The 20,232-nt window shown below is 46.8% G+C and carries 19 protein-coding genes; 10 read left to right on the top strand and 9 right to left on the bottom strand.

The genetic code is table 11. The annotated features are described in order from the left end of the window. Positions 1-69: 69 nt before the first annotated feature. Together ICN24_RS02280 and ICN24_RS02275 are read left to right on the top strand one after the other, a co-directional pair. Positions 70-1,074 carry a polyprenyl synthetase family protein gene (locus tag ICN24_RS02280; protein ID WP_216221066.1) on the top strand — a complete coding sequence of 335 codons (1,005 nt, stop codon included), beginning with the start codon at positions 70-72 and terminating at the stop codon, positions 1,072-1,074. 30 nt (positions 1,075-1,104) lie between these two features. Then, positions 1,105-1,872: a fumarylacetoacetate hydrolase family protein gene (locus ICN24_RS02275; RefSeq protein WP_216221064.1), complete on the top strand. Its 768-nt coding sequence runs from the start codon at positions 1,105-1,107 to the stop codon at positions 1,870-1,872. Between the two features lie 94 nt (positions 1,873-1,966). On the opposite strand, the gene ICN24_RS02270 is transcribed toward ICN24_RS02275, so the two are convergent. Together ICN24_RS02270 and ICN24_RS02265 are read right to left on the bottom strand one after the other, a co-directional pair. Beyond that, entirely contained in the window at positions 1,967-2,986 is a 1,020-nt protein-coding gene (locus ICN24_RS02270; protein WP_216221062.1) for a 2-dehydropantoate 2-reductase, read from the bottom strand. A gap of 102 nt (positions 2,987-3,088) precedes the next feature. After that, complete coding sequence (locus ICN24_RS02265) at positions 3,089-4,504, bottom strand: sodium:solute symporter family protein (protein ID WP_216221060.1); 1,416 nt, start codon at positions 4,502-4,504, stop codon at positions 3,089-3,091. Between the two features lie 107 nt (positions 4,505-4,611). On the opposite strand from ICN24_RS02265, the gene ICN24_RS02260 reads away from it, so the two are divergent. Beyond that, positions 4,612-5,595, top strand: coding sequence for a squalene/phytoene synthase family protein (locus ICN24_RS02260; RefSeq protein WP_216221057.1), 984 nt, complete (start codon positions 4,612-4,614; stop codon positions 5,593-5,595). On the opposite strand, the gene ICN24_RS02255 is transcribed toward ICN24_RS02260, so the two are convergent. Then, positions 5,596-6,108, bottom strand: coding sequence for a methylated-DNA--[protein]-cysteine S-methyltransferase (locus ICN24_RS02255; RefSeq protein ID WP_216221055.1), 513 nt, complete (start codon positions 6,106-6,108; stop codon positions 5,596-5,598). Between the two features lie 122 nt (positions 6,109-6,230). Here ICN24_RS02255 and ICN24_RS02250 point away from each other — a divergent pair, with 122 nt between their 5' ends. The 6 genes from ICN24_RS02250 to zapD are packed head-to-tail and all read left to right on the top strand — an operon-like array spanning position 6,231 to position 11,529. Further along, positions 6,231-7,514 carry an HlyC/CorC family transporter gene (locus tag ICN24_RS02250; RefSeq protein WP_216221053.1) on the top strand — a complete coding sequence of 428 codons (1,284 nt, stop codon included), beginning with the start codon at positions 6,231-6,233 and terminating at the stop codon, positions 7,512-7,514. Further along, entirely contained in the window at positions 7,511-8,587 is a 1,077-nt protein-coding gene (locus ICN24_RS02245; RefSeq protein ID WP_216221052.1) for a GspE/PulE family protein, read from the top strand. The genes ICN24_RS02250 and ICN24_RS02245 overlap by 4 nt, the downstream gene beginning before the upstream one ends. Continuing rightward, a complete protein-coding gene (locus ICN24_RS02240) occupies positions 8,578-9,624 on the top strand; it encodes a type II secretion system F family protein (protein ID WP_216221051.1) in 1,047 nt (348 codons plus the stop codon). Before ICN24_RS02245 ends, ICN24_RS02240 begins: the two co-directional genes overlap by 10 nt. A gap of 8 nt (positions 9,625-9,632) precedes the next feature. Next, positions 9,633-10,124 (top strand): A24 family peptidase, encoded by a 492-nt coding sequence (locus ICN24_RS02235; protein WP_255532531.1) that lies wholly within the window; start codon positions 9,633-9,635, stop codon positions 10,122-10,124. Then, positions 10,079-10,765 carry a dephospho-CoA kinase gene (coaE, locus tag ICN24_RS02230; protein ID WP_216221049.1) on the top strand — a complete coding sequence of 229 codons (687 nt, stop codon included), beginning with the start codon at positions 10,079-10,081 and terminating at the stop codon, positions 10,763-10,765. Before ICN24_RS02235 ends, coaE begins: the two co-directional genes overlap by 46 nt. Before the next feature lie 11 nt (positions 10,766-10,776). Then, complete coding sequence (gene zapD, locus ICN24_RS02225) at positions 10,777-11,529, top strand: cell division protein ZapD (RefSeq protein ID WP_216221048.1); 753 nt, start codon at positions 10,777-10,779, stop codon at positions 11,527-11,529. On the opposite strand, the gene ICN24_RS02220 is transcribed toward zapD, so the two are convergent. From ICN24_RS02220 to secA, 6 genes are all read right to left on the bottom strand, one after another. Continuing rightward, positions 11,526-11,942, bottom strand: a complete 417-nt coding sequence (locus ICN24_RS02220) for an NUDIX domain-containing protein (RefSeq protein ID WP_216221047.1) — start codon at positions 11,940-11,942, stop codon at positions 11,526-11,528. The two genes, zapD and ICN24_RS02220, sit on opposite strands and share 4 nt — an antisense overlap. Positions 11,943-11,952: 10 nt before the next feature. Next, complete coding sequence (locus tag ICN24_RS02215) at positions 11,953-12,813, bottom strand: ATP-binding protein (RefSeq protein ID WP_216221045.1); 861 nt, start codon at positions 12,811-12,813, stop codon at positions 11,953-11,955. A 15-nt stretch (positions 12,814-12,828) separates the two neighbouring features. After that, positions 12,829-14,064, bottom strand: coding sequence for a bifunctional glutamate N-acetyltransferase/amino-acid acetyltransferase ArgJ (argJ, locus tag ICN24_RS02210; RefSeq protein WP_216221043.1), 1,236 nt, complete (start codon positions 14,062-14,064; stop codon positions 12,829-12,831). Between the two features lie 77 nt (positions 14,065-14,141). After that, entirely contained in the window at positions 14,142-16,265 is a 2,124-nt protein-coding gene (locus ICN24_RS02205; RefSeq protein WP_216221042.1) for a molybdopterin cofactor-binding domain-containing protein, read from the bottom strand. A 13-nt stretch (positions 16,266-16,278) separates the two neighbouring features. Further along, complete coding sequence (locus ICN24_RS02200) at positions 16,279-16,737, bottom strand: (2Fe-2S)-binding protein (protein WP_216221041.1); 459 nt, start codon at positions 16,735-16,737, stop codon at positions 16,279-16,281. 170 nt (positions 16,738-16,907) lie between these two features. Continuing rightward, positions 16,908-19,673 (bottom strand): preprotein translocase subunit SecA, encoded by a 2,766-nt coding sequence (gene secA / locus ICN24_RS02195; RefSeq protein ID WP_216221040.1) that lies wholly within the window; start codon positions 19,671-19,673, stop codon positions 16,908-16,910. A 24-nt stretch (positions 19,674-19,697) separates the two neighbouring features. Between secA and ICN24_RS02190 the strand changes: the two genes are divergently transcribed. Beyond that, positions 19,698-20,231 (top strand): hypothetical protein, encoded by a 534-nt coding sequence (locus ICN24_RS02190; protein ID WP_255532530.1) that lies wholly within the window; start codon positions 19,698-19,700, stop codon positions 20,229-20,231. The last annotated feature ends 1 nt before the right edge of the window (position 20,232 follow it).

Genomic DNA, 20,232 nt, shown 5'->3' with positions numbered 1-20,232 from the left:
AAACCTCAATTAATATCTACATTTAAGCTAATCCACCCTGGATAAGCTAAGCCCATTATTATATCTTGCATGACGAGCACTGTCAAAATCAATGAATTAAGCCAGATTCTGGCCCCGATCGCCTTAGATTTCAAGGGCTTAGATGAGGTGATACGCCTGCGATTAGCCTCAAAAGTTGCCTTAATTGACCAAATCTCCAGTTACATCATCCAGGCGGGTGGAAAACGGGTCAGACCGGCCTTATTGATGTTGGTTGCCAAGGCCCTAGCCAAGGGCCAAGCTACCCCACACGCCCTAGAAATGGCTGCGGTTGTGGAATTTATCCATACCGCCACCCTCTTACATGATGACGTGGTCGATGAATCCACCCTCAGAAGGGGGCGGGAGACTGCTAATGCTGCTTTTGGCAACGCTGCCAGTGTTTTAGTTGGCGATTTTCTCTATTCCCGAGCATTCCAGATGATGGTCGGCCCCAATGATCTGCGGGTCATGCAAATTCTCTCGGATGCCACTAATACCATTGCTGAAGGTGAAGTGCTGCAACTGCTCAATATGAATGACCCAGAAGTAGATGAAGCAAGCTATCTGCAGGTGATTCGCTATAAAACCGCCAAACTGTTTGAAGCATCTACAGAACTAGGCGCAATTCTTGCCAATGCATCAGCAGCACAACGCGAGCAAGCAGCCGCCTTTGGACGTCATATTGGAACTGCATTCCAACTCATGGATGACTTATTGGACTACACCGCAAACGCTGCTCAGATGGGCAAGAATGCAGGCGATGATTTGCGCGAGGGCAAGCCAACCTTGCCACTGATCTATCTCCTAGAAAATGGTAGCAATGAAGAGCGCCTGTTAGTGCGCGCCGCCATTGAACAAAATCAAGATTTACCAGATGATGTCTTTGCACAAATTCTGGCAGCCGTTCAAAGCTCTGGCGCCTTGGAATACACCCAAACAGCCGCAAAGCGTGAAGCAGACTTGGCGCTGGAATGCATTCAACACTTTCCAGACAATGAGGCTACTACAGCACTGCGCGACTTATGTAGCTACTCTCTGGCACGCCAGACCTAAGATTTCATCATTACTTCATAGGACTTCATCATGGCTCAATGGCTTCGTTTTCAGCATCAAGGAAAAACTGGTTTAGGACAGGTTCAAGGTGACCAAATTTTGGTCTACTCAGGCGATTTATTTAATGCGCCAACAGCAACCGGTGAAACACTCAAGCTGGGCGACGTCACGCTGGACATCCCATGTACGCCATCCAAAATGGTGGCGATGGTTGATAACTTTCATGCGCTGGTCACCAAACTAGAGCATGCCGTACCCGCCGAACCACTGTACTTTCTCAAAGGTAACAATTCTTTCTTGGCCGCCAATCAAGTCATTCGCACACCAAAATCTTACTCAGGCAAAGTGGTTTACGAAGGTGAACTGGGCATTGTGATTGGTAAGCGTTGCCATGAGGCAGATGAAGCAGAGGCGGCTAAGGCGATTTTTGGCTACACCTGCATCAACGATGTCACAGCCATCGAAATCCTTAATCGTGATCCCGGATATGCCCAGTGGACTCGCTCAAAGAGCTTTAATACCTTTGGCGTCTTTGGCCCGTACATCACAACTGATGTTGATCCCAGCAAGCTCACTATCAAAACGATTTTGAACGATCAAGAACGTCAAAACTATCCGGTGGCAGATATGATTTTCCCGCCCGCAAAATTAGTCAGCCTGATCTCCCAAGATGTACCACTCGAAGCAGGTGACATCATTGCCTGCGGCACCTCTGCGGGTGTAGGCTCCATGAAACCCGGTAGCAATGTCAGCATCATCATCGATGGAGTTGGACGCCTCGATAATCGTTTCGAATAATTGTCAATCCAATAAAACAAAAACCCTTGCTAAATTACTAGCAAGGGTTTTTTATTGCAGCAAATCTACTGCGAATGTGCCGCGAGCTTATCGTTTAATAGCCCGATACAGAAGGTAAGGCCAAACTACCTTTAGAAGCTTGGACATTTTCATCCAAATATTTCGTCAAAGCAAAGACAGTATTTAAGCAAGGTGTAGGGGTTTGAGTGATCTTACCCAGCTCAATCACGGAACCTAACAAAGCATCAATTTCCAAACTACGTCCAGCTTCTAAGTCTTGCAACATAGAAGTCTTGTGTTTGCCGACTTTCTCAGCACCAGCAATGCGTCGCTCAATATCAACACGGAAAGTAACACCCAATTTTTCTGCAATTGTTTGAGCTTCAGCCATCATATTGCGCGCTAACTCTTTGGTCAGCGGATACTGGCAAATACCCTCGAGGGTGCCGTGAGTCAATGAACTGATTGGGTTGAAAGTCATATTGCCCCAAAGTTTGAGCCAAATCTCTGAACGAATATCGTCCAAGATGGGGGACTTAAATCCAGCTGCACCCATCATTTCAGACATCTTCTGGATACGCTCAGTGGTCTTGCCATCCAACTCGCCTAATGGAAAGCGATTGCCCTCTACGTGGCGAATCACACCAGGCGCCTGAGTAAAGGTCGCTGGATACACTACGCAACCAATGATGTTGTTGGGATTAATTGTCTTCTTAGCAACTCCACCTGCATCCACAGTTTCAACTGAGTGATCTTGATACTCGCCACCCAGCTTTTGGAAATACCACCAAGGAATACCGTTTTGCATCGGAATCAAAATAGTTTCAGGGCCCATGATGGCTGCTAAGTCATCAATGATTGGTTCTACTTGATGCGCTTTAACTGCCAATATCACGACATCAGGCGTTTCTGCATCCCGAATTTTTTCGACGGCCTTCACCTGGGCTACGAGAGGCTCAGGCTGATCGTCCATAATTAAAGCTAAGCCACGCTCTTTAATGGCGGCTAAAGTTGCGCCACGGGCTACAACGGTAACGTCGTTACCAGCTCGCGCCAACATGACAGCCAGGTAGCCGCCAATTGCGCCGCCCCCACCGATCACACAGATTTTCATAAAAAACTCCACAAGAACAAAAATTTTTGAATTACTGTCATATTAGATGAGAATATTTTGCGGTGCAACAATTTATTGCCTAATTTTTAGGCAAATGACAATTTAAACCGCTTTCAAGGCATCTTTTGGCACTAGGCTTCCGAGGATCATTCCTGCCATGCTCGCCAATAAACCTGCTAACTGCGGAGGCACAATCGCATGGGGCGCCAGAATCTCACAGCTTATCCAAATCGTCAGACCGCCAACTACCGCTAATAAACCACCCAAAGAATTTGCTCTAGACCAATAGACCCCAAATGCGAGAGGCACAAATGCAGCAACCAAGGTGACTTTGTAAGCGCTTTCAACCATCTTAAAAATAGAAAGCTCAGAATTAACAGCAAAGAAAGTGACGACGACAGCAAAACACAGCACCGTAATACGCATAATCTTCAACAGTTGTCGGTCTGAAAGATGCTTAAAGAATCCTCGCACAATATTTTCTGCAAAAGTGACCGATGGTGCTAACAAGGTAGCACTCGCACAACTCTTAATTGCGGATAGCAAGGCGCCAAAGAACATTACCTGTGCAATGATGGGCGCATGATTCAAGATTAACTTAGGCAAGATCATTTGTGGATCAGTATCTAAATATTGCTTGACCAAATCAGGACTAATTAAAGTCGCGGAGTAAGCCAGATACATTGGGACAAATGCAAAAATGAAATACAAGACGCCGCCAAGTATGGCCGCATTGACTGCAATGTTAACGTTCTTACTAGAGGTGATGCGTTGGAAAACGTCTTGCTGTGGAATCGAGCCTAGCATCATGGTGCATAGCGCGGCCACGAAACCCAAAATCGATGCCAAGTTCATATCAGGCCAGAAATTACTGAACTGACCGGCAGCTGCGGCGTGCTCAATGACGACGCCAATGCCCCCGGTTTGGACGGTCATCTCACCACCGATGTACAGCATGCCGATCACAATGATGATCATCTGGATAAAGTCGGTAATAGCCACAGACCACATACCGCCAAATAAGGTGTAAATCAAAACACTGGCAGCACCTATCAACATCCCGCCTGTTTGCGAAATACTACCTTCCGAAACCACATTGAAAACGAGTCCCAAAGCTTTTATTTGCGCAGCAACCCAACCCAAGTAAGACACCACAATGCAAAGGGTAACCAATACCTCTACTGTGCGGCCATATTTTTCACGAAAGAAATCACCAATCGTGAGCATGCGACGGTTGTATAAATGTCGCGCAAAAAATAGGCCTACCAAAATAAGGCAAAGGGATGAGCCAAACGGATCGGCAACTACACCGCCTAAGCCCTCTTTTAAAAAAGTCGCCGGAATACCTAAAACAGTCTCTGAACCAAACCAAGTTGCAAAAACAGTTGCTGTAACAATCGGCATAGGAAGGCTGTGACCAGCAGCAGCAAAGTCAGCCGTATCTTTTACACGCAAGGCAGCCCAGAGGCCAATGCCTACTGAAACTACCCAGTAAATAATGACGAACCAAATAAGCACGCCGAACTTCTCCTTCCAGAATTTGCTGAAATTATATGGCCATGTCACTTTTAGAAGTATGGATATAAGTGCCAATTTAGAGCATGCAGGTCTGACATAATTCAGTAGTGCGCACACCCCAAATTCACCCCACAGATAACCTAGAAGCAGATCTGGCCTATCAAAAGACCATTTTGAGCTCGGTATCCCGAACCTTCGCGCTCACAATCCCCTTATTGCCGCCCGATATTGAAATCGTCGTTGGTAATACCTACTTGCTTTGTCGCATCGTTGACACGATTGAAGATGCTGGGAGTCTGAGTCCTGAAACGAAGCAAACACTGTCGAAATTATTTTTAGATGCTGTGCTTGAGAAGGCATCTGTGCAGTCTTTTGTAGACCCTTGCCTCATCGCGCTAAAAGACTATGGTAATCAAGATGAGCTCGATTTGATTGCACATACCCCTACCGTTCTGAGAATTTTGCATACCTGCTCAAGTAATGATCAAGCCGCAGTCAGTCGATGCGTTTCCATCATGTCCGAAGGCATGTCTTATTTTCATAACAAACAAAGTGAAGCAGGTCTGAAGGACTTAGCAGAATTCGAACATTACTGTTACGTTGTCGCTGGAGTCGTTGGAGAATTGCTCACTACGATCTTTGCAACTCACTCTCCCGCATTTGCCAAGCAACTTCAGGGACATGAGGATTTAGCGGTGGCTTTTGGTCAAGCCCTACAAATGACCAATATTCTCAAAGACTCTCCAGAGGATAAGGCACGTGGGGTCTCCTGGAAGCCTACTCTAGTCAGCCAAGCGGAGTTATTGATCATCGCGAATCAAAAACTGAAAGACTCCTTACGCTATATCCTACTAATCCCCAAGGAAGACTATGGCATGCGCCGTTTTTGCTTTCTTGCTTTTGGTCTAGCGGTTATGACACTTTCCAAAATTGCGACTCACAACCAATTTCAATTTAAGGATGAAGTAAAGCTTTCAAGAAAAGTGGTAATGGCTTTTTATGCTTTCACAAAAATTGCTGTTTGCAGTGATGCGCTGATGAAAGCTTTCTTCGCAATTGCAGGAAAACCCCTGCGCAGCATCGCCGAATAACTACAGAGCGCCTTCATACTGTAAAAGCCAGATTTTAATTTGGCGATAAAGTCCTGGCGCATTCTCCTTCATAAAACCACCAATGCCTTGGCTTGATACCACTCGATGGCAAGGGGTAATCAATGGAAAAGGATTTGCACCACACGCCGTTCCCACAGCACGTGGACCACTCTGTATCGCTTTTGCAAGCTCACCATAGGTTTGCGTCTTGCCACTAGCGATCTGGCCAATTTTCTGCCAGACCCTTTGTTGATGGGCTGTTCCCAAGGGCTTGAGCGGTAAATCAAATACATAATGAGGATCTGTGAAATACGCTTGGCACTGTTTTGCTACTTTTTTAGCCAATGCATTTTGCGGCGCTAGTAAAGCAACTTCTGATGGGAGGTAGTCAATTTTTGACAACATTAAGCTCCCCTCTACCAACTCCGTCAAAATCCCAAGCCGACCAAATGGTGCGGCAATCACGCAATAACGTGCACTTTCTGGCAAGAGGGGTTTTCTAGATAAGGTCATATGTGGATGATTCTGACATAGATCGATCGGGTGGATGACGCCAGATTTCCAGTGGCGCTATAGCCTTAGAAATACTACTTTGCTATATTGAATCCTCATTACTTTTTTGCAGGCAAACCTTCATGGACAACTTTTTTGACGATTGGCCCTTATATAGCCAGGTCGCTTTAGTCCTATTTTTACTTGCACTTTCTGGCTTTTTTTCAATGGCCGAAACCAGCATGCTGTCTTCAAACCGCCATCGCCTTCGGGCTATGGCAAATAGTGGGAACGCCGGCGCTGCATTAGCAGAGCGATTACTAAAGCGGATTGACTCACTCTTATCGGTCTTGCTGATCTCCAATAACCTAATTAACACCATCCTGCCAATCTTGGTTACGGGTGTTGCACTGCACTTATTCGGTGAGAGCGGTTTTGTTCTCTCCATTGCAACTTTAGTGGTTGCCTTATTAATCATTATCTTTAGTGAAATCACTCCAAAAGTAATTGGCGCCGCATTTCCAGAAAAGATTGCCAGCAATGTGGGATGGCTCATCCTCCCCCTCACTTACATACTCAAACCCTTGCTGTGGTTCATCAATAGCTTTGTCTCTGGGCTCATGAAGGTTTCTGGTCTGCAATCGACATCGGATAGCAGGGCAATGAGTAAAGAAGAATTGCGCAGTCTTGTATTGGAATCGAACCGCTTTGTCTCCAATCACCATCGCAATATTTTGCTCAATCTATTTAATCTTGAAAATATCACCGTAGATGATGTGATGACGCCAAGATCAAAAATAGAGGTATTGGACCTTTCGCGCCCCATCGATGAGGTGGTGCAGCAGCTAGAGACCTGTTATCACAATAAATTACCAGTATGTGATGGCGACTCTGAGCGGATTGTCGGAATTTTGTCCGTCAAGAAAGCGCTCTCCCTCTTAGGTAACTCAGACTTAAAGCATGAGGACTTTAGGGTCCTCGTCAATGAGCCTTACTTTATTCCTAGCGGCACACCCGTCTTGCAGCAAATGCAGTTTTTTCAAGATAATCAGCAGCGCTTGAGTTTGGTTGTGAATGAATATGGGGAAGTGTTGGGCTTGGTGACTTTTGAAGACATCGTTGAAGAATTGATTGGTGAGTTCACAACCTCATTCTCCAATCTTTCAACCGATCCACGCTGGTTGGCTGATGGCACTTATCTTGCCAGTGGCAGCGCAACTTTGCGTGACCTTAATCGCCTTCTCAATCTGAATCTACCCTTAGATGGCCCCAGAACACTGAATGGTCTTATCCTTGAAAAGTTAGAAGCCATTCCGGATCATGATGTCAGCATCAAAATTGCTGGCGTTGTGATGGAGATCGTTCAGTTTGATGATCAAGGCATTAAAACAGTCAAACTCCATAAACCCGCTCAAGAACAAGATTGAGCCTTCAAGATGACTCACTCATTATTCGTACATGGTATGAAATTGCAGCTCATGCAATTCAGGCCAGAGCTAGCGATATTCATATAGAGGCAGGATTACAGGACACTTCGATCCGCATTCGAGTCGATGGCTTGTTACAAATTCAGTCACGCTATCCGAGCGAATTTCATGATCGCCTGATTGCTCGCATCAAAGTATTGGCACGGCTAGATCTCGCTGAGAAACGCATACCCCAAGATGGTCGCTTACGTATTGGCCTGGAGTTCTCAAAACCCAGCATTGATTGCCGCGTATCCATTCTGCCGACACTCCATGGAGAAAAAGCCGTCATTCGCATCTTGCCCAATTGCTTGGACGAGCTCGAGCTAGAAAATACTGGTCTCTTACCGGAGCAATTAGCCATCTTTCAACATGCAATTGCTAAAACCAATGGCCTGATCTTGGTGACAGGGCCAACGGGGAGCGGCAAAACACGGACGCTCTATAGCTGTCTTCATAGACTCAATCAAGAGCAACGCAATATATGCTCCATTGAGGATCCAATAGAAATTCGACTGCCAGGAATTAATCAGGTTGCCTACCACCCTCGTGCAGGTCTAGATTTTCCAGTCATTATTAGAGCGCTGCTAAGGCAAGATCCAGACGTCATCATGATTGGAGAAATTCGAGATAGTGTGACTGCGCATCTTGCATTTCAAGCAGCACAAACTGGTCACCTCGTATTGAGTACGCTCCACACTCGAGACGCTAGAGGCGCCTTGGTCAGATTGAAAAATCTCGGAATAGATCAGGAATCCATTGAAACCTGCATTCGCAGCATCAGTTCCCAGCGACTAGTACGAAAGCTTTGCGCCGGATGCAAAAACTCGAATCTTCAGGGCGCCAAATCCTGCAGCATCTGCAAGGGAAGTGGCTACCAAGGTCGTATTGGCGTGCATGAGGTTCTTGATATACCTCATTTAATTGACCCGTCACTATCCTTTCTCAGCCTTCAAGAGGCGGGTATGCGCCATGTTCATGCTGGCTTAATCGATCAGGCCGCCCTGGATGCCGAGGTGAGTTCATGGCATTAAGTAAAGAGCGTCAATTCGAATTCGCACAGCAGTTACTCACCCTCTTAAACGCCGGCTTAGCGCTCTTAAATGCTATTGAACTGATTCAAGCCTCTGCCCCAAAAGAATGGCAATCTTGGCTTGAGCACATTCAATCAACACTACGAAAAGGGGATAGCTTTTCCCAATCCTTAGCCTCGCAGGGCAAGCAATTCTCGATAGAATTTATCAATCTGATTCGCGTTAGCGAACGCACTGGAGATCTTGTTCTTGCCCTTCACACGATTAGTCAGCAACTGGAAGCTCAAATTGAATTGCGGCGCAAAATTCAACAGGCATTGAGCTATCCAGTGATTACCTTAGGGAGCGCCTGCCTACTTGTGATCGTGATGATGATTTGGGTGGTGCCTGTATTTAAGGAGGTCTTCTCTCACTTCCAAGCAGAACTTCCACTGCCTACCAAAACACTGCTGCAAGCCTCTGCAATCATGAACCACTTCTTCTTAGAAATTTGCACATGCTTGTTTGGTAGCGCCACACTCTTTTTTTTGGCTTGGATGAAATCACCATCATTGCAAAGAAAATGTGATCTATGGAGCCTACAGATGCCATTATTGGGGAGACTATTTCGCCTTGCCGCCCTGGTTTACTGGTGCAGAACGTTAGGTCATCTCCTGAGTTCTGGTCTTGCGCTTCCAGATGCATTGCGCGTGACCGCGCAATCCTCTAATCACTGGCTGAGCCATGATCTGAGCGCAGAAGTCTTTAAGCATCTGACACGAGGTTGGTCTCTGGGTGAAGCACTCAATAAAGCAGATCCCAAAAAACATCTGTTTGATACCCAAACCTTGCAATTGCTTCATATTGCCTCTGAAAGTGGCTTTCTTCCTGAAATGCTCGGCAAGCGTGCTAATACTTTGAGTGCCCAACTGGGTGCGCACCTAAACAATCTCAGCCATACACTAGAGCCCCTACTCATCATTACTGTTGGCATCATTATTGGTAGCCTAGTCATAATCTTGTATCTACCGATTTTTAACCTTGGACAAATTATTTAACGATGCCCATGCTACCAATCGATTACATTCGTATTGCGCTGATAGTCGTATTGATTTATTTGGCTTATAAGGATTGGCGAACTTTTCGGCTGCCCGACCTCATCACAATGCCACTGCTTGGGGCAGGCATCCTCTTTAGCGGACTAGCTAGCATCAGTTTTACGGATTTACAAAACTCTCTACTTGGCGCCCTTACTGGCTACTACTCTCTTTGGTTTCTGAACTTTTGCTATCACAAGCTTTATCAACAAAACGGTATTGGCATGGGTGACGCAAAACTACTGGCCGCTCTTGGTGCATGGTTTGGCTGGAGCGCCTTACCCGGCATCCTGTTCATCGCCTCTTTAAGCGGCTTGCTAGGTGGGATGATTTGGCTTCGCTCCCAAAGGCAGACGATGCGCACAGCCTTCCCTTTTGGACCATTTCTTGCCATTGCTGGCATTATTGAGTTGTTATGGCCACAGCTTCTTTACTCCTTGACTCTGAGCAGCCCTGCTTAAGCAGCTTAAAAAGGGTTCTACCCCTTATCGGCTTAACTGGCGGGATTGGTTCCGGCAAAACTGCCGTAAGTGATCTCCTGGGAAAGCTGGGTGCCGGCATCATTGATACCGATTTAATTGCACACCAAATTACCGCGCCCCAAGGAGCGGCAATCCAATCGATTAAAGACAGCTTTGGGGCAGAATTTATCGACTCTTCTGGCGCTTTAGACAGAAGCAAAATGCGTGCATTGGTCTTTGCAAAACCGGAGGCTAGAAAGGCTTTGGAGGCCATTACCCATCCACTGATTCGCCAAGAAACGATTCGACAGGCAACCCATCTAGCCAAATCAGGCGCCCCTTACCTAGTCTTTGTGGTTCCCCTGCTGCTGGAGTCGGGCTCTTGGGAGACTTTGATAGATCTATTGGTCGTGGTGGACTGCCCTGAAGCGACCCAGATTGAAAGAGTGATGCAGCGCAGCAATTTATCTCGCCAGGAAGTGGAGAAAATTCTGCAGGCCCAGGCCACCAGAGAGCAGCGCTTGACCAGGGCGGATATGGTTATTCAAAACCAAGGGGCACTTGGTGATTTAGAACCCGAAGTCATCCGCTTGCACCAAAAAATCCTACAGATTCAGAAAGATCTGCTCAGTTCGTCATAGAATATGGGCTTGTGATTGTCTACGAATACCCCTTCAACGAATTAGTTCGAAGCATGCTTCGACTGGAGTATTTGTTCGCCCGCTTTAATCACTTCACTCGTTCGGATGATCCAGAGCTGCATCACAATGCGATTTCCATTTTGTTTGATCTTGGTGATATTGGTGCACGCGGAGATATCAAGTCACTACTCTTAAAAGAGTTTGAGCGCCAAAGGTACGCGTTGAATGGTCTGAAATCTTCCCAAAAGGTAGATCAAGAGGCTCTTGCACAAACACTCTCAGAAATCGACGCGGTTGCAGGCAAGATTAACCAATCCGCAGGAAGACCTAATTTAGTGATTGCTGAAAGCGAATGGCTTAACGCTATTCGTACGCGCTTAAATATTCCTGGCGGTACAAGCCCTATCGATTTGCCAAGCTATCACGCTTGGAAAAATAGCCCCTCTTCTGAGCGCCGCAATTTATTAGAAAATTTTGTCAGCCCGCTCTTGCCTTGGCAAGATGCTTGTCAGCTATTTTTACGTTTGTTGCGTCAATCCGGCGAAGCAAAAGAAGTAGTTGCACACAACGGCTCATTTCAGCAGGCGCCTTCTGGCAAAGTCTATCAATTGATGCGCATTGCAGTCGAAGATGACACGCTTTTCTCTGAGATTAGTGCTAATAAATACTTGCTATCAGTACGTTTTTTACAATCGGATCGCGACAAAAAAGCGCAGCCAGTAAATCAGGATGTTGGCTTCAAGCTAACCCTCTGCCAGCTTTAATCTATCAGGGCCTTAAGCTTTTCCAGCATTGGCCATGCGGCCGGTAACAAAGGGGCTACACTCGGTTTTTCTGCCTTCAGAAGTTCCCATGAGAGGGCCTGTCCCTCACAGCCTTTTGGCACCCCAATCCAATCCCGAATAATGCTCACATGTAGGCGTACATAAGCATGAGGATAATCATGCTCTAGAACAGTCAGCTCTTCACTCGCCTGAATATCAATGCCGAGCTCTTCTTGCAATTCGCGTTTGAGCGCCTCAAATACAGACTCACCTTTTTCAATCTTTCCACCTGGTACTTCCCAATATCCAGCGTAGGGTTTTCCGGCAGGCCTTTGGCCTAGTAAATAACGACCGGATTGATCCAGCAATATTCCCGCAGCAACTTCAGTAACTGGACGCTTAGTGTCTGTCATACAGCATTACTTATTTAGGATGGGAGCCAGCCCAGTGCTTGGCAAACTGCCAAGCGACTCGACCCGAGCGTGAACCACGCTCCAACGCCCACACCAAGGCCTCAGAACGAGCGGTCTCAATTTCTTCGGCACTTAAACCAAAATGATTGAGCCAATGCGCAACAATCGCCAAGTACTCGTCTTGCTTTGGCGGATAAAAAGAGAGCCACAATCCAAAACGCTCCGACAAAGATATTTTTTCTTCAACGACTTCACCAGGGTGAATCTCGCCATCATCACCATGCACATAACCCTCGTTATCTTTCATATATTCAGGTAACAAGTGACGTCGATTTGAGGTGGCATAAATCAAAATATTGTCGACTTGGGCGGATACTGAGCCGTCTAGAGCCGATTTCATGGCCTTGTAGCCGGATTCTCCATCCTCAAAAGAGAGATCGTCGCAAAAAATAATGAAGCGCTCTGGCCGATCGGCTAAAAGTTCAGTAATGTCGGCCAAATCTGCTAAATGTTCTTTTTCCACCTCTACCAAGCGCAACCCTTGGCTAGCAAATTCATGCAAACTTGCTTTAATTAAAGAGGATTTGCCGGTGCCGCGGGCACCAGTGAGCAAAATATTATTGGCTGGCTTTTTTTGAATAAAGTTTTTGGTGTTGTCCCGAATAGCATCCCGCTGGCGATCGATATTTTGAAGGTCATCAAACGTAATATCAGCCACATGCTTTACGGGCTGTAAAAAACCGATGCTGCCAAAAATACTATCTCTGCGGCGCCATCTAAATGCAGTGGAAGACTTCCACTGCTCTTCAGACAATGCTTTAGGTAAGAAGGTTTCGAGATGGTCTAAAAGTTGGTCTAATTTCTTATTCATGGTCTGAGTGATCTATTAAGAGCGATAGTCTGCATTAATCGAGACATATTCATGAGACAAATCACATGTCCACATTGTTTGCGTTGCGCTACCGCGCCCTAGGTCAATCTTGACGGTGATCTCAGCAGCCTGCATGACACGCTGGCCATCGGCCTCTTGATAGCTCGGATTGCGCCCACCATCCTTAGCCACCCAAACATCCCCTAGCCACATCTGCACATGATTCACATCCAAGTCTTGAATGCCGGCGTAACCAATGGCGGCCAAAATTCGCCCTAAATTAGGATCACTAGCAAAGAAAGCGGTCTTTACCAAGGGAGAGTGCGCCACGGCCTTAGCCACCAAACGACATTCTTCTGGAGTTTTTCCACCAACAACTTCAATCGTCATAAATTTGGTAGCGCCTTCCCCATCGCGCACAATCATTTGGGCCAATGTTCTAGCCAAAGCAATCAATGCATCGCGCACCACTATATAACTTGGATCATTCACAGATTGAATCTGTACCTTGGACTGGCCAGTAGCCATGATGATGAAGGAATCATTTGTAGAAGTATCACCATCGATCGTAATAGCGTTAAAAGAAAGATCAGCTACTTCACGCGTCAGATTGGCAAGCAGGCCTGGTGCAAAGCCTGCATCCGTTGCAATAAATCCCAACATGGTTGCCATATTGGGATGAATCATTCCAGCACCTTTGCAAATACCAGTAAGCACCACCTCACCCGCTGGAGTTTGAATCGTGACAGAACTGGCTTTGGGTTGCGTATCCGTTGTCATGATTGCTTGAGCTGCATCAAACCAGTTATCTTCACCTAAATTTGCAACTGCCTTGGGTAAGGCGGTAATGATTTTTTGAATTGGTAAAGGCTCCAGAATGACACCTGTTGAAAATGGCAAGATTTGCTCTGGATGAATCCGGAGATCTTTCGCTAAGGCAGCGCAAGTCTCTAATGCATGGCGCATGCCTTGCTCACCAGTACCAGCATTTGCATTACCAGTATTCACCACCAAAGCCCGAATCTCACCGTTACGGCCCTCTTGCGCCAAATGCTCTCGACAAACTTGTACCGGGGCGGCACAGAAGCGATTTAAAGTAAAAACACCGGCTACCTGCGATCCAGGCGCCAATGTCATGACCAATAAATCTTTGCGATTTGCCTTTTTAATTCCGGCTTCAGCGATGCCCATTTCAAAACCTTTAACAGGCTTGAGATCGGCTTTTTGGGGGAGGGGTAAGTTAACTGTCATAGTCTGATAATTGTAGATGAGGCGTAAAAACAAAGCGCGCCAACCGGTGGCGCGCTTTATCTATCAAAAAGGCCTGATTAGGCTTTTACTGGTAACTCTCGAATGCGCTTACCAGTAGCTGCTGCAATTGCATTAGCCAAGGCCGGCGCTACTAAAGGCACCCCAACCTCACCCAAGCCACCTGGCTTTTCCTGGCTAGGAATGAGATGCACCTCAATATTGGGCACCTGATTTTGACGCAGACTTGGGTAGTCATTGAAATTGTTTTGCTGAACTCGCCCATTTTCAATTGTGATCACATTCCCCAAGGCAGCGCTTAAACCATAAATCACGCCTCCCATGAGTTGGGCCCTTGCTTGATCTGGGTGAACCGCAATGCCGCAATCCGACACAAAGGTAATCTTCTTCACCTTAGTATCAGGAGCGGCAGTATCGAGCTCCAAAATACAAGCAGAATAGGTGTCATAACACTCCATTTGAGCAACGCCAAAGCGCTTGCTACCAGCAACATAACCCGACTTCTTGACGGCTGTCTCCAGCACGGCTTTTGCTCTTGGGTGCTTGCTCAAGGATGCCAGACGATAAGCTACAGGATCCTTACCAGCAGCTTTTGCAGCCTCATCGACAAAACTCTCAATGGCAAATGCATTGAGTGCATTACTCACTGAACGCCAATAACCCACACGTAATCCCGTATCCGTAATCACGTTGGTGATTTCTAAATTCGGAATTTCATACGTAATATTGTTGGAGCCTTCAACCATAAAGGGATCAAAACCATCCTTCACAAAGCCAGGGAAAGCACGCGCGGTTACCGACTGGGAAACCATTTTGGCCTTCATGGTTGCCAATTGACCATTTGCGCCCAAAACGCCCTCAACGCGATGAATACTCATTGGACGATAGAAGTCATGGGTGATGTCGTCTTCTTTGGTCCACAGCATCTTCACTGGCATGCCAGCCGCCTTTGAAATTTCAGCAGCCTGACGGATAAAGTCGAGTTCTAATTTACGCCCAAATCCACCGCCCAAGAAGGTCGTTTCAATCGTGACATCTTCAGGTTTAACGCCTGCAGCTGCAGCCGCAACAGCCTGACCACCCTGTTGGAATTGAATTGGTCCAATAATTCTGCATTTGCCATTAGAAACATCAGCTGAGCAATTGACTGGCTCCATTGTGGAGTGCGCCAAATACGGCAAGAAATATTGCGCGCTGATGGCCTTACCATTTGGTACGGCAGCGCCCGTGTCACCGACTGTTTTGATAACCGCCCCTTTTTGAGAGAGGCCATCTTCTAGGGACTTACGGACAACTGCATTGTTTAAGTTTGCATTAGGGCCTTCGTTCCAGGTGATCTTCAGCGCATCCCTGCCTTTGCGTGCGGCATAGAAATCCTTTGCCAATACGGCCACGCCATCAGAAATCTGAACCACCTTGATCACGCCAGAAACTTTCATGGCTCCTGATGCATCAAAGGATGTTGGGGTACCGCCAATTACTGGACATTGGGCTAGAGAAGCAATCGCCATACCGGGAATCTTCACATCGATGCCATATACCGCTTTACCAGCGACCTTCGCTGGCGTATCTAAGCGGCGCATACTCTCTTTACCAATTACCATGAAATTAGCTGGTGACTTCAGGGTTGGTTTTTCTGGTAACGGCAGCTTTGCAGCATCCGCAGCCAATTCACCATAGGTGGCAGACTTACCGTTCGCGTGAACCACCTTGCCATTCATCGCCTTACAGTCAGCCGCTGCTACATTCCACTTCTGAGCCGCCGCTTGAACCAAGACGGAGCGCGTAGCAGCTCCAGCTGTCCGCAACTTATCGAAGGCTTCACGCACTGAAGTAGAGCCACCAGTAATTTGGCCGCCCAACATCGCATTGATATACACCGGCGCAACTCCTGCAATCTCTACCTTAATCATTGATAAAGGCAAATTCAATTCCTCAGCGAGCAAAGCTGGCAAAGAGGTGTAGACGTCTTGACCCATTTCCGAGCGCGCGCAGATTAAGGTAATTTGATTATTGGGCGTGATTTGAATCCAGGCATTTGCCAATGCCGCTTGATTACTTCCTCCTGTCGCAGCTTGACTAGACAATGGCAGGTGCGTGCCAATTACAAAGGCTCCTGTGGCTGCTGCGCCCTGCTGCAGGAACTGGCGACGACCTTGATTTGGTAAAGAATTATTTTTCATCTATATATCCCCTTTAAGCCAATTTATCGGCAGCACGTTTGACTGCTTTTTCAATACGGGAATAGGTTCCACAGCGACAGATATTTCCGCTCATGGCGTTTTTAATATCATCGCTACTAGGCTGTTTTTTCTTTGCCAGTAAATCTGCGGCAGACATCATTTGTCCTGTCTGGCAATAACCACACTGAGGAACATCGAATTCAATCCAAGCATCAGCTAAAGCTTTGCCGACTTTGTCTGAGAGACCCTCAAGCGTAGTCACTTTTTTTCCAGCAGCAGCTGAAATAGGAGTTGAGCAAGAGCGAATTGCTGCACCCTCAAGATGCACAGTACAGGCACCACATAGACCAGCACCACAGCCATACTTAGGGCTAGTGACATCCAAGTGATCTCGCAGAACCCAAAGGATTGGGGTTTCTGGATCCCCCTCAAAATTAACTGCTTTGCCATTCAGAGTGAAAGATACGGCCATAACGCCCCCTTAATAAATTGAAAGAGTGGGAATGAAAACAAATTGTTTTATCAATTACAAATAATGACAGATATGGAAGATTTACGCTGAAATCAAGGCTTAGGGATTCCACCAAGAAAAATGGCTCGAATACATTCGAGCCATTTAAGTTGATTACATTGGCGCAAAAATTACGTCAATGCGCCACAACAATTTTTGTATTTCTTGCCACTACCGCAAGAACATGGATCATTGCGACCAATCTTTGGTCCAGTGCGTGCAGGCGCAGGCTGGATGTCAATTGCAGCACCGCGGTCACCAGTTGAGCCGGCCACCTCCATATCAGCATCTGCGTGCTGATACTGAAGATCTTTCAACTTGGCTAAATCTTCATTCATGGACTCTGAGGCGCGATCCAGCTCGCTAGCACTCCGAATTTGTACAGTCATGATGCTTTTCACAACATCATTCTTGATAACGTCGAGAAGTTCTCCATAAAGCTCAAAGGCTTCACGACGGTATTCCTGCTTTGGATCCTTTTGCGCATAGCCGCGCAAATGAATGCCTTGGCGTAAATGATCCAAAGCCGCTAAATGCTCGCGCCAATGCGTGTCGACACTATACAAAAGAACAGAGCGCTCAAAACTTGCAAAAGAATCACGCCCAGACAGCTCAACCTTCGCATCATAGGCATCTTTAGCCGCTTGCAGAACGCGCTCAACTATTTCAGCATCATCAATACTCTCGGCGCGCTCAACCCACTTTTGCAGATCAACGGTTAAGCCCCACTCGTTAGCTAAAACATTCTCCAGCCCTGGCAAATCCCATTGCTCTTCCATAGACTCTAGGGGAACATAGAACGCACAGACTGAGCGCAAGACATCTTCTCGAAGATTGGCGATAAGCTCACCAATATCTTGGCTCTCTAGAACCTGATTTCTCAGACGGTAAGTTTCTTTACGCTGATCATTCGCAACGTCATCATATTCAAGCAATTGCTTGCGAATATCAAAATTACGGCCTTCCACCTTGCGCTGAGCAGACTCGATCGAGCGAGTCACCATGCCTGCCTCAATTGGCTCACCATCAGGCATCTTCAAGCGCTCCATCACGGCGCGTAGGCGATCTCCAGCAAAGATGCGCAAGAGGGGGTCATCCAATGAAAGATAGAAACGGGAAGAACCTGGATCACCCTGGCGACCTGAGCGGCCTCTTAGTTGGTTATCAATACGGCGGCTTTCATGGCGCTCCGTACCGATGATGTGCAAGCCACCTGCAGCCAACACTTGATCGTGAATACTTTGCCACTCGTCTTGAAGCTGCTTAATCTTGGCTGCTTTATCAGAATCACTTAATGAGTCATCAGCCTCAATCAAAGCAGACTGCTTGCCAACATTACCGCCAAGCACGATATCTGTTCCACGACCTGCCATATTCGTGGCGATGGTAATCATTTTGGGGCGACCTGCTTGAGCAATGATCTCTGCTTCACGCGCATGTTGCTTCGCGTTGAGCACTTGATGCGGTAACTTACGCTTATCGAGCAGACTAGCAATGAGTTCCGAGTTTTCAATGGAGGTTGTTCCTACCAAGACTGGCTGACCCCGTTGATAGCAATCCTCAATATCTTTAATGACGGCGTCGTAACGCTCGCGCGAAGACTTGTAAATTTGATCTTGCTTGTCTTTACGCTGACTAATGCGGTTCGGAGGAATGACAACCGTCTCTAGGTTATAGATTTCTTTAAATTCATACGCCTCAGTATCAGCAGTTCCGGTCATACCGGCTAATTTTCCGTACATACGGAAGTAATTCTGGAAGGTGATCGTTGCTAAAGTTTGATTCTCATTCTGAATCGGAACACCTTCTTTAGCCTCTACTGCCTGATGTAAACCATCAGACCAGCGACGACCTTGCATGAGACGACCGGTGAACTCATCAACAATGATGACTTCTTTGTTTTGAACAACATACTGTTGATCACGGTTATACAAAGTATGAGCGCGCAGCGCGGCATACACGTGGTGCATTAAGGTAATGTTCTGCGGAGCATAAAGTGAATCGCCATCATTTAAAGCACCAATCTGCACCAGCACTTGTTCTGCTTTATCGTGACCTTGCTCTGTGAGATAAACCTGTTGAGATTTTTCATCAACCCAATAATCTCCAGGCTTCTCAACGCCAGTACCATCAGCCTTTTCTTCTCCTATCTGACGCTCTAAATAGGAGGGTAAGGCATTAATCTTGATATAAAGATCGGTATGGTCGTCTGCCTGACCAGAAATAATCAATGGGGTTCGTGCCTCATCAATCAAGATGGAGTCAACCTCGTCAACAATGGCGTAAGCTAAACCACGCTGTACACGCTGATCCAAATCCTGGACCATGTTGTCACGCAAATAATCAAAACCAAATTCGTTATTTGTTCCGTAAGTAATATCGGCGGCATAAGCTTCTTGTTTGGCAGTGTGATCCATTTGAGAAAGATTCACGCCAACTTTCATGCCCAAGAAGTTATATAACTTAGACATCCACTCCGCATCACGCTGCGCCAAATAATCATTGACGGTAACTACGTGAACTCCTTTGCCAGTAAGTGCATTCAAATACACTGGCAAGGTTGCTGTTAAGGTTTTTCCTTCGCCGGTACCCATCTCTGCGATCTTGCCTTGATGCAAGGCTAAGCCACCCATCAGCTGAGCATCAAAGTGACGCATTTTCATCACGCGTACGCTGGCCTCGCGAACAACTGCAAATGCCTCCGGAGCAATATCGTCCAAAGACTCACCGGCTGCCAGACGAGACTTAAATTCTGTTGTCTTGGCTGCAAGCGCGGCATCATCCAAAGATTGCAGGCTCGCTTCAAAAGCGGCGACCTTGGCAACGACTTTGCGATACTGTTTTAAGAGGCGGTCGTTTCGACTGCCGACCAGGGTTTTAAGAAGACCGATTACCATGGGATATTGAAGAAAATTAAGTCCTTGAGTTTATCACCCGCAACCCCATTTTTTATGAACTTCAGCCCCAAACCACCCCGCAAGCAAACAGCCCACGATTGGCTGGAATACCTGCGTCAGTCCAATGGACTTGGGGGTATTTTGGCCAAAACAGAGGATTTAGCCAAACTCAAGGTCACCCTCAGCAAAGCCTTAAGCAATATAGGCTTAGAGCATTTAAGTTCAAAAATTGAAGCTGGATGGCACTCTGGGGGCCAGGATGAGCTCTTTTTGCAGGTTGGAAGCGCTAGTATTGCCACCCGCCTTCAACAAAATTTACCCAGTCTAATCAAGGAGTTATCAGTACTTGGATTGCCCTGTAAGGGCATTAAAGTGAAAATGAAGCCCTCACCGGCAAACTGGGAAGTAAAGCCAAGGGCCGATGATCAAAAAAACCAAAAAATAGTGGGTTTTAATGCGGTAGCCAAGAAATCCTGGGAGGACTTGCTCGATAAGCTCGCCCCAGATTCAGAGCTTAGAAAAACGGTAGAACGGCTCTTGCAGCGAAAACCGAAATAAG

Source organism: Polynucleobacter sp. UK-Kesae-W10 (genome assembly GCF_018881575.1).
Taxonomy (GTDB): Bacteria; Pseudomonadota; Gammaproteobacteria; order Burkholderiales; family Burkholderiaceae; genus Polynucleobacter.
This window is presented reverse-complemented; position numbering and strand designations above follow the sequence as displayed.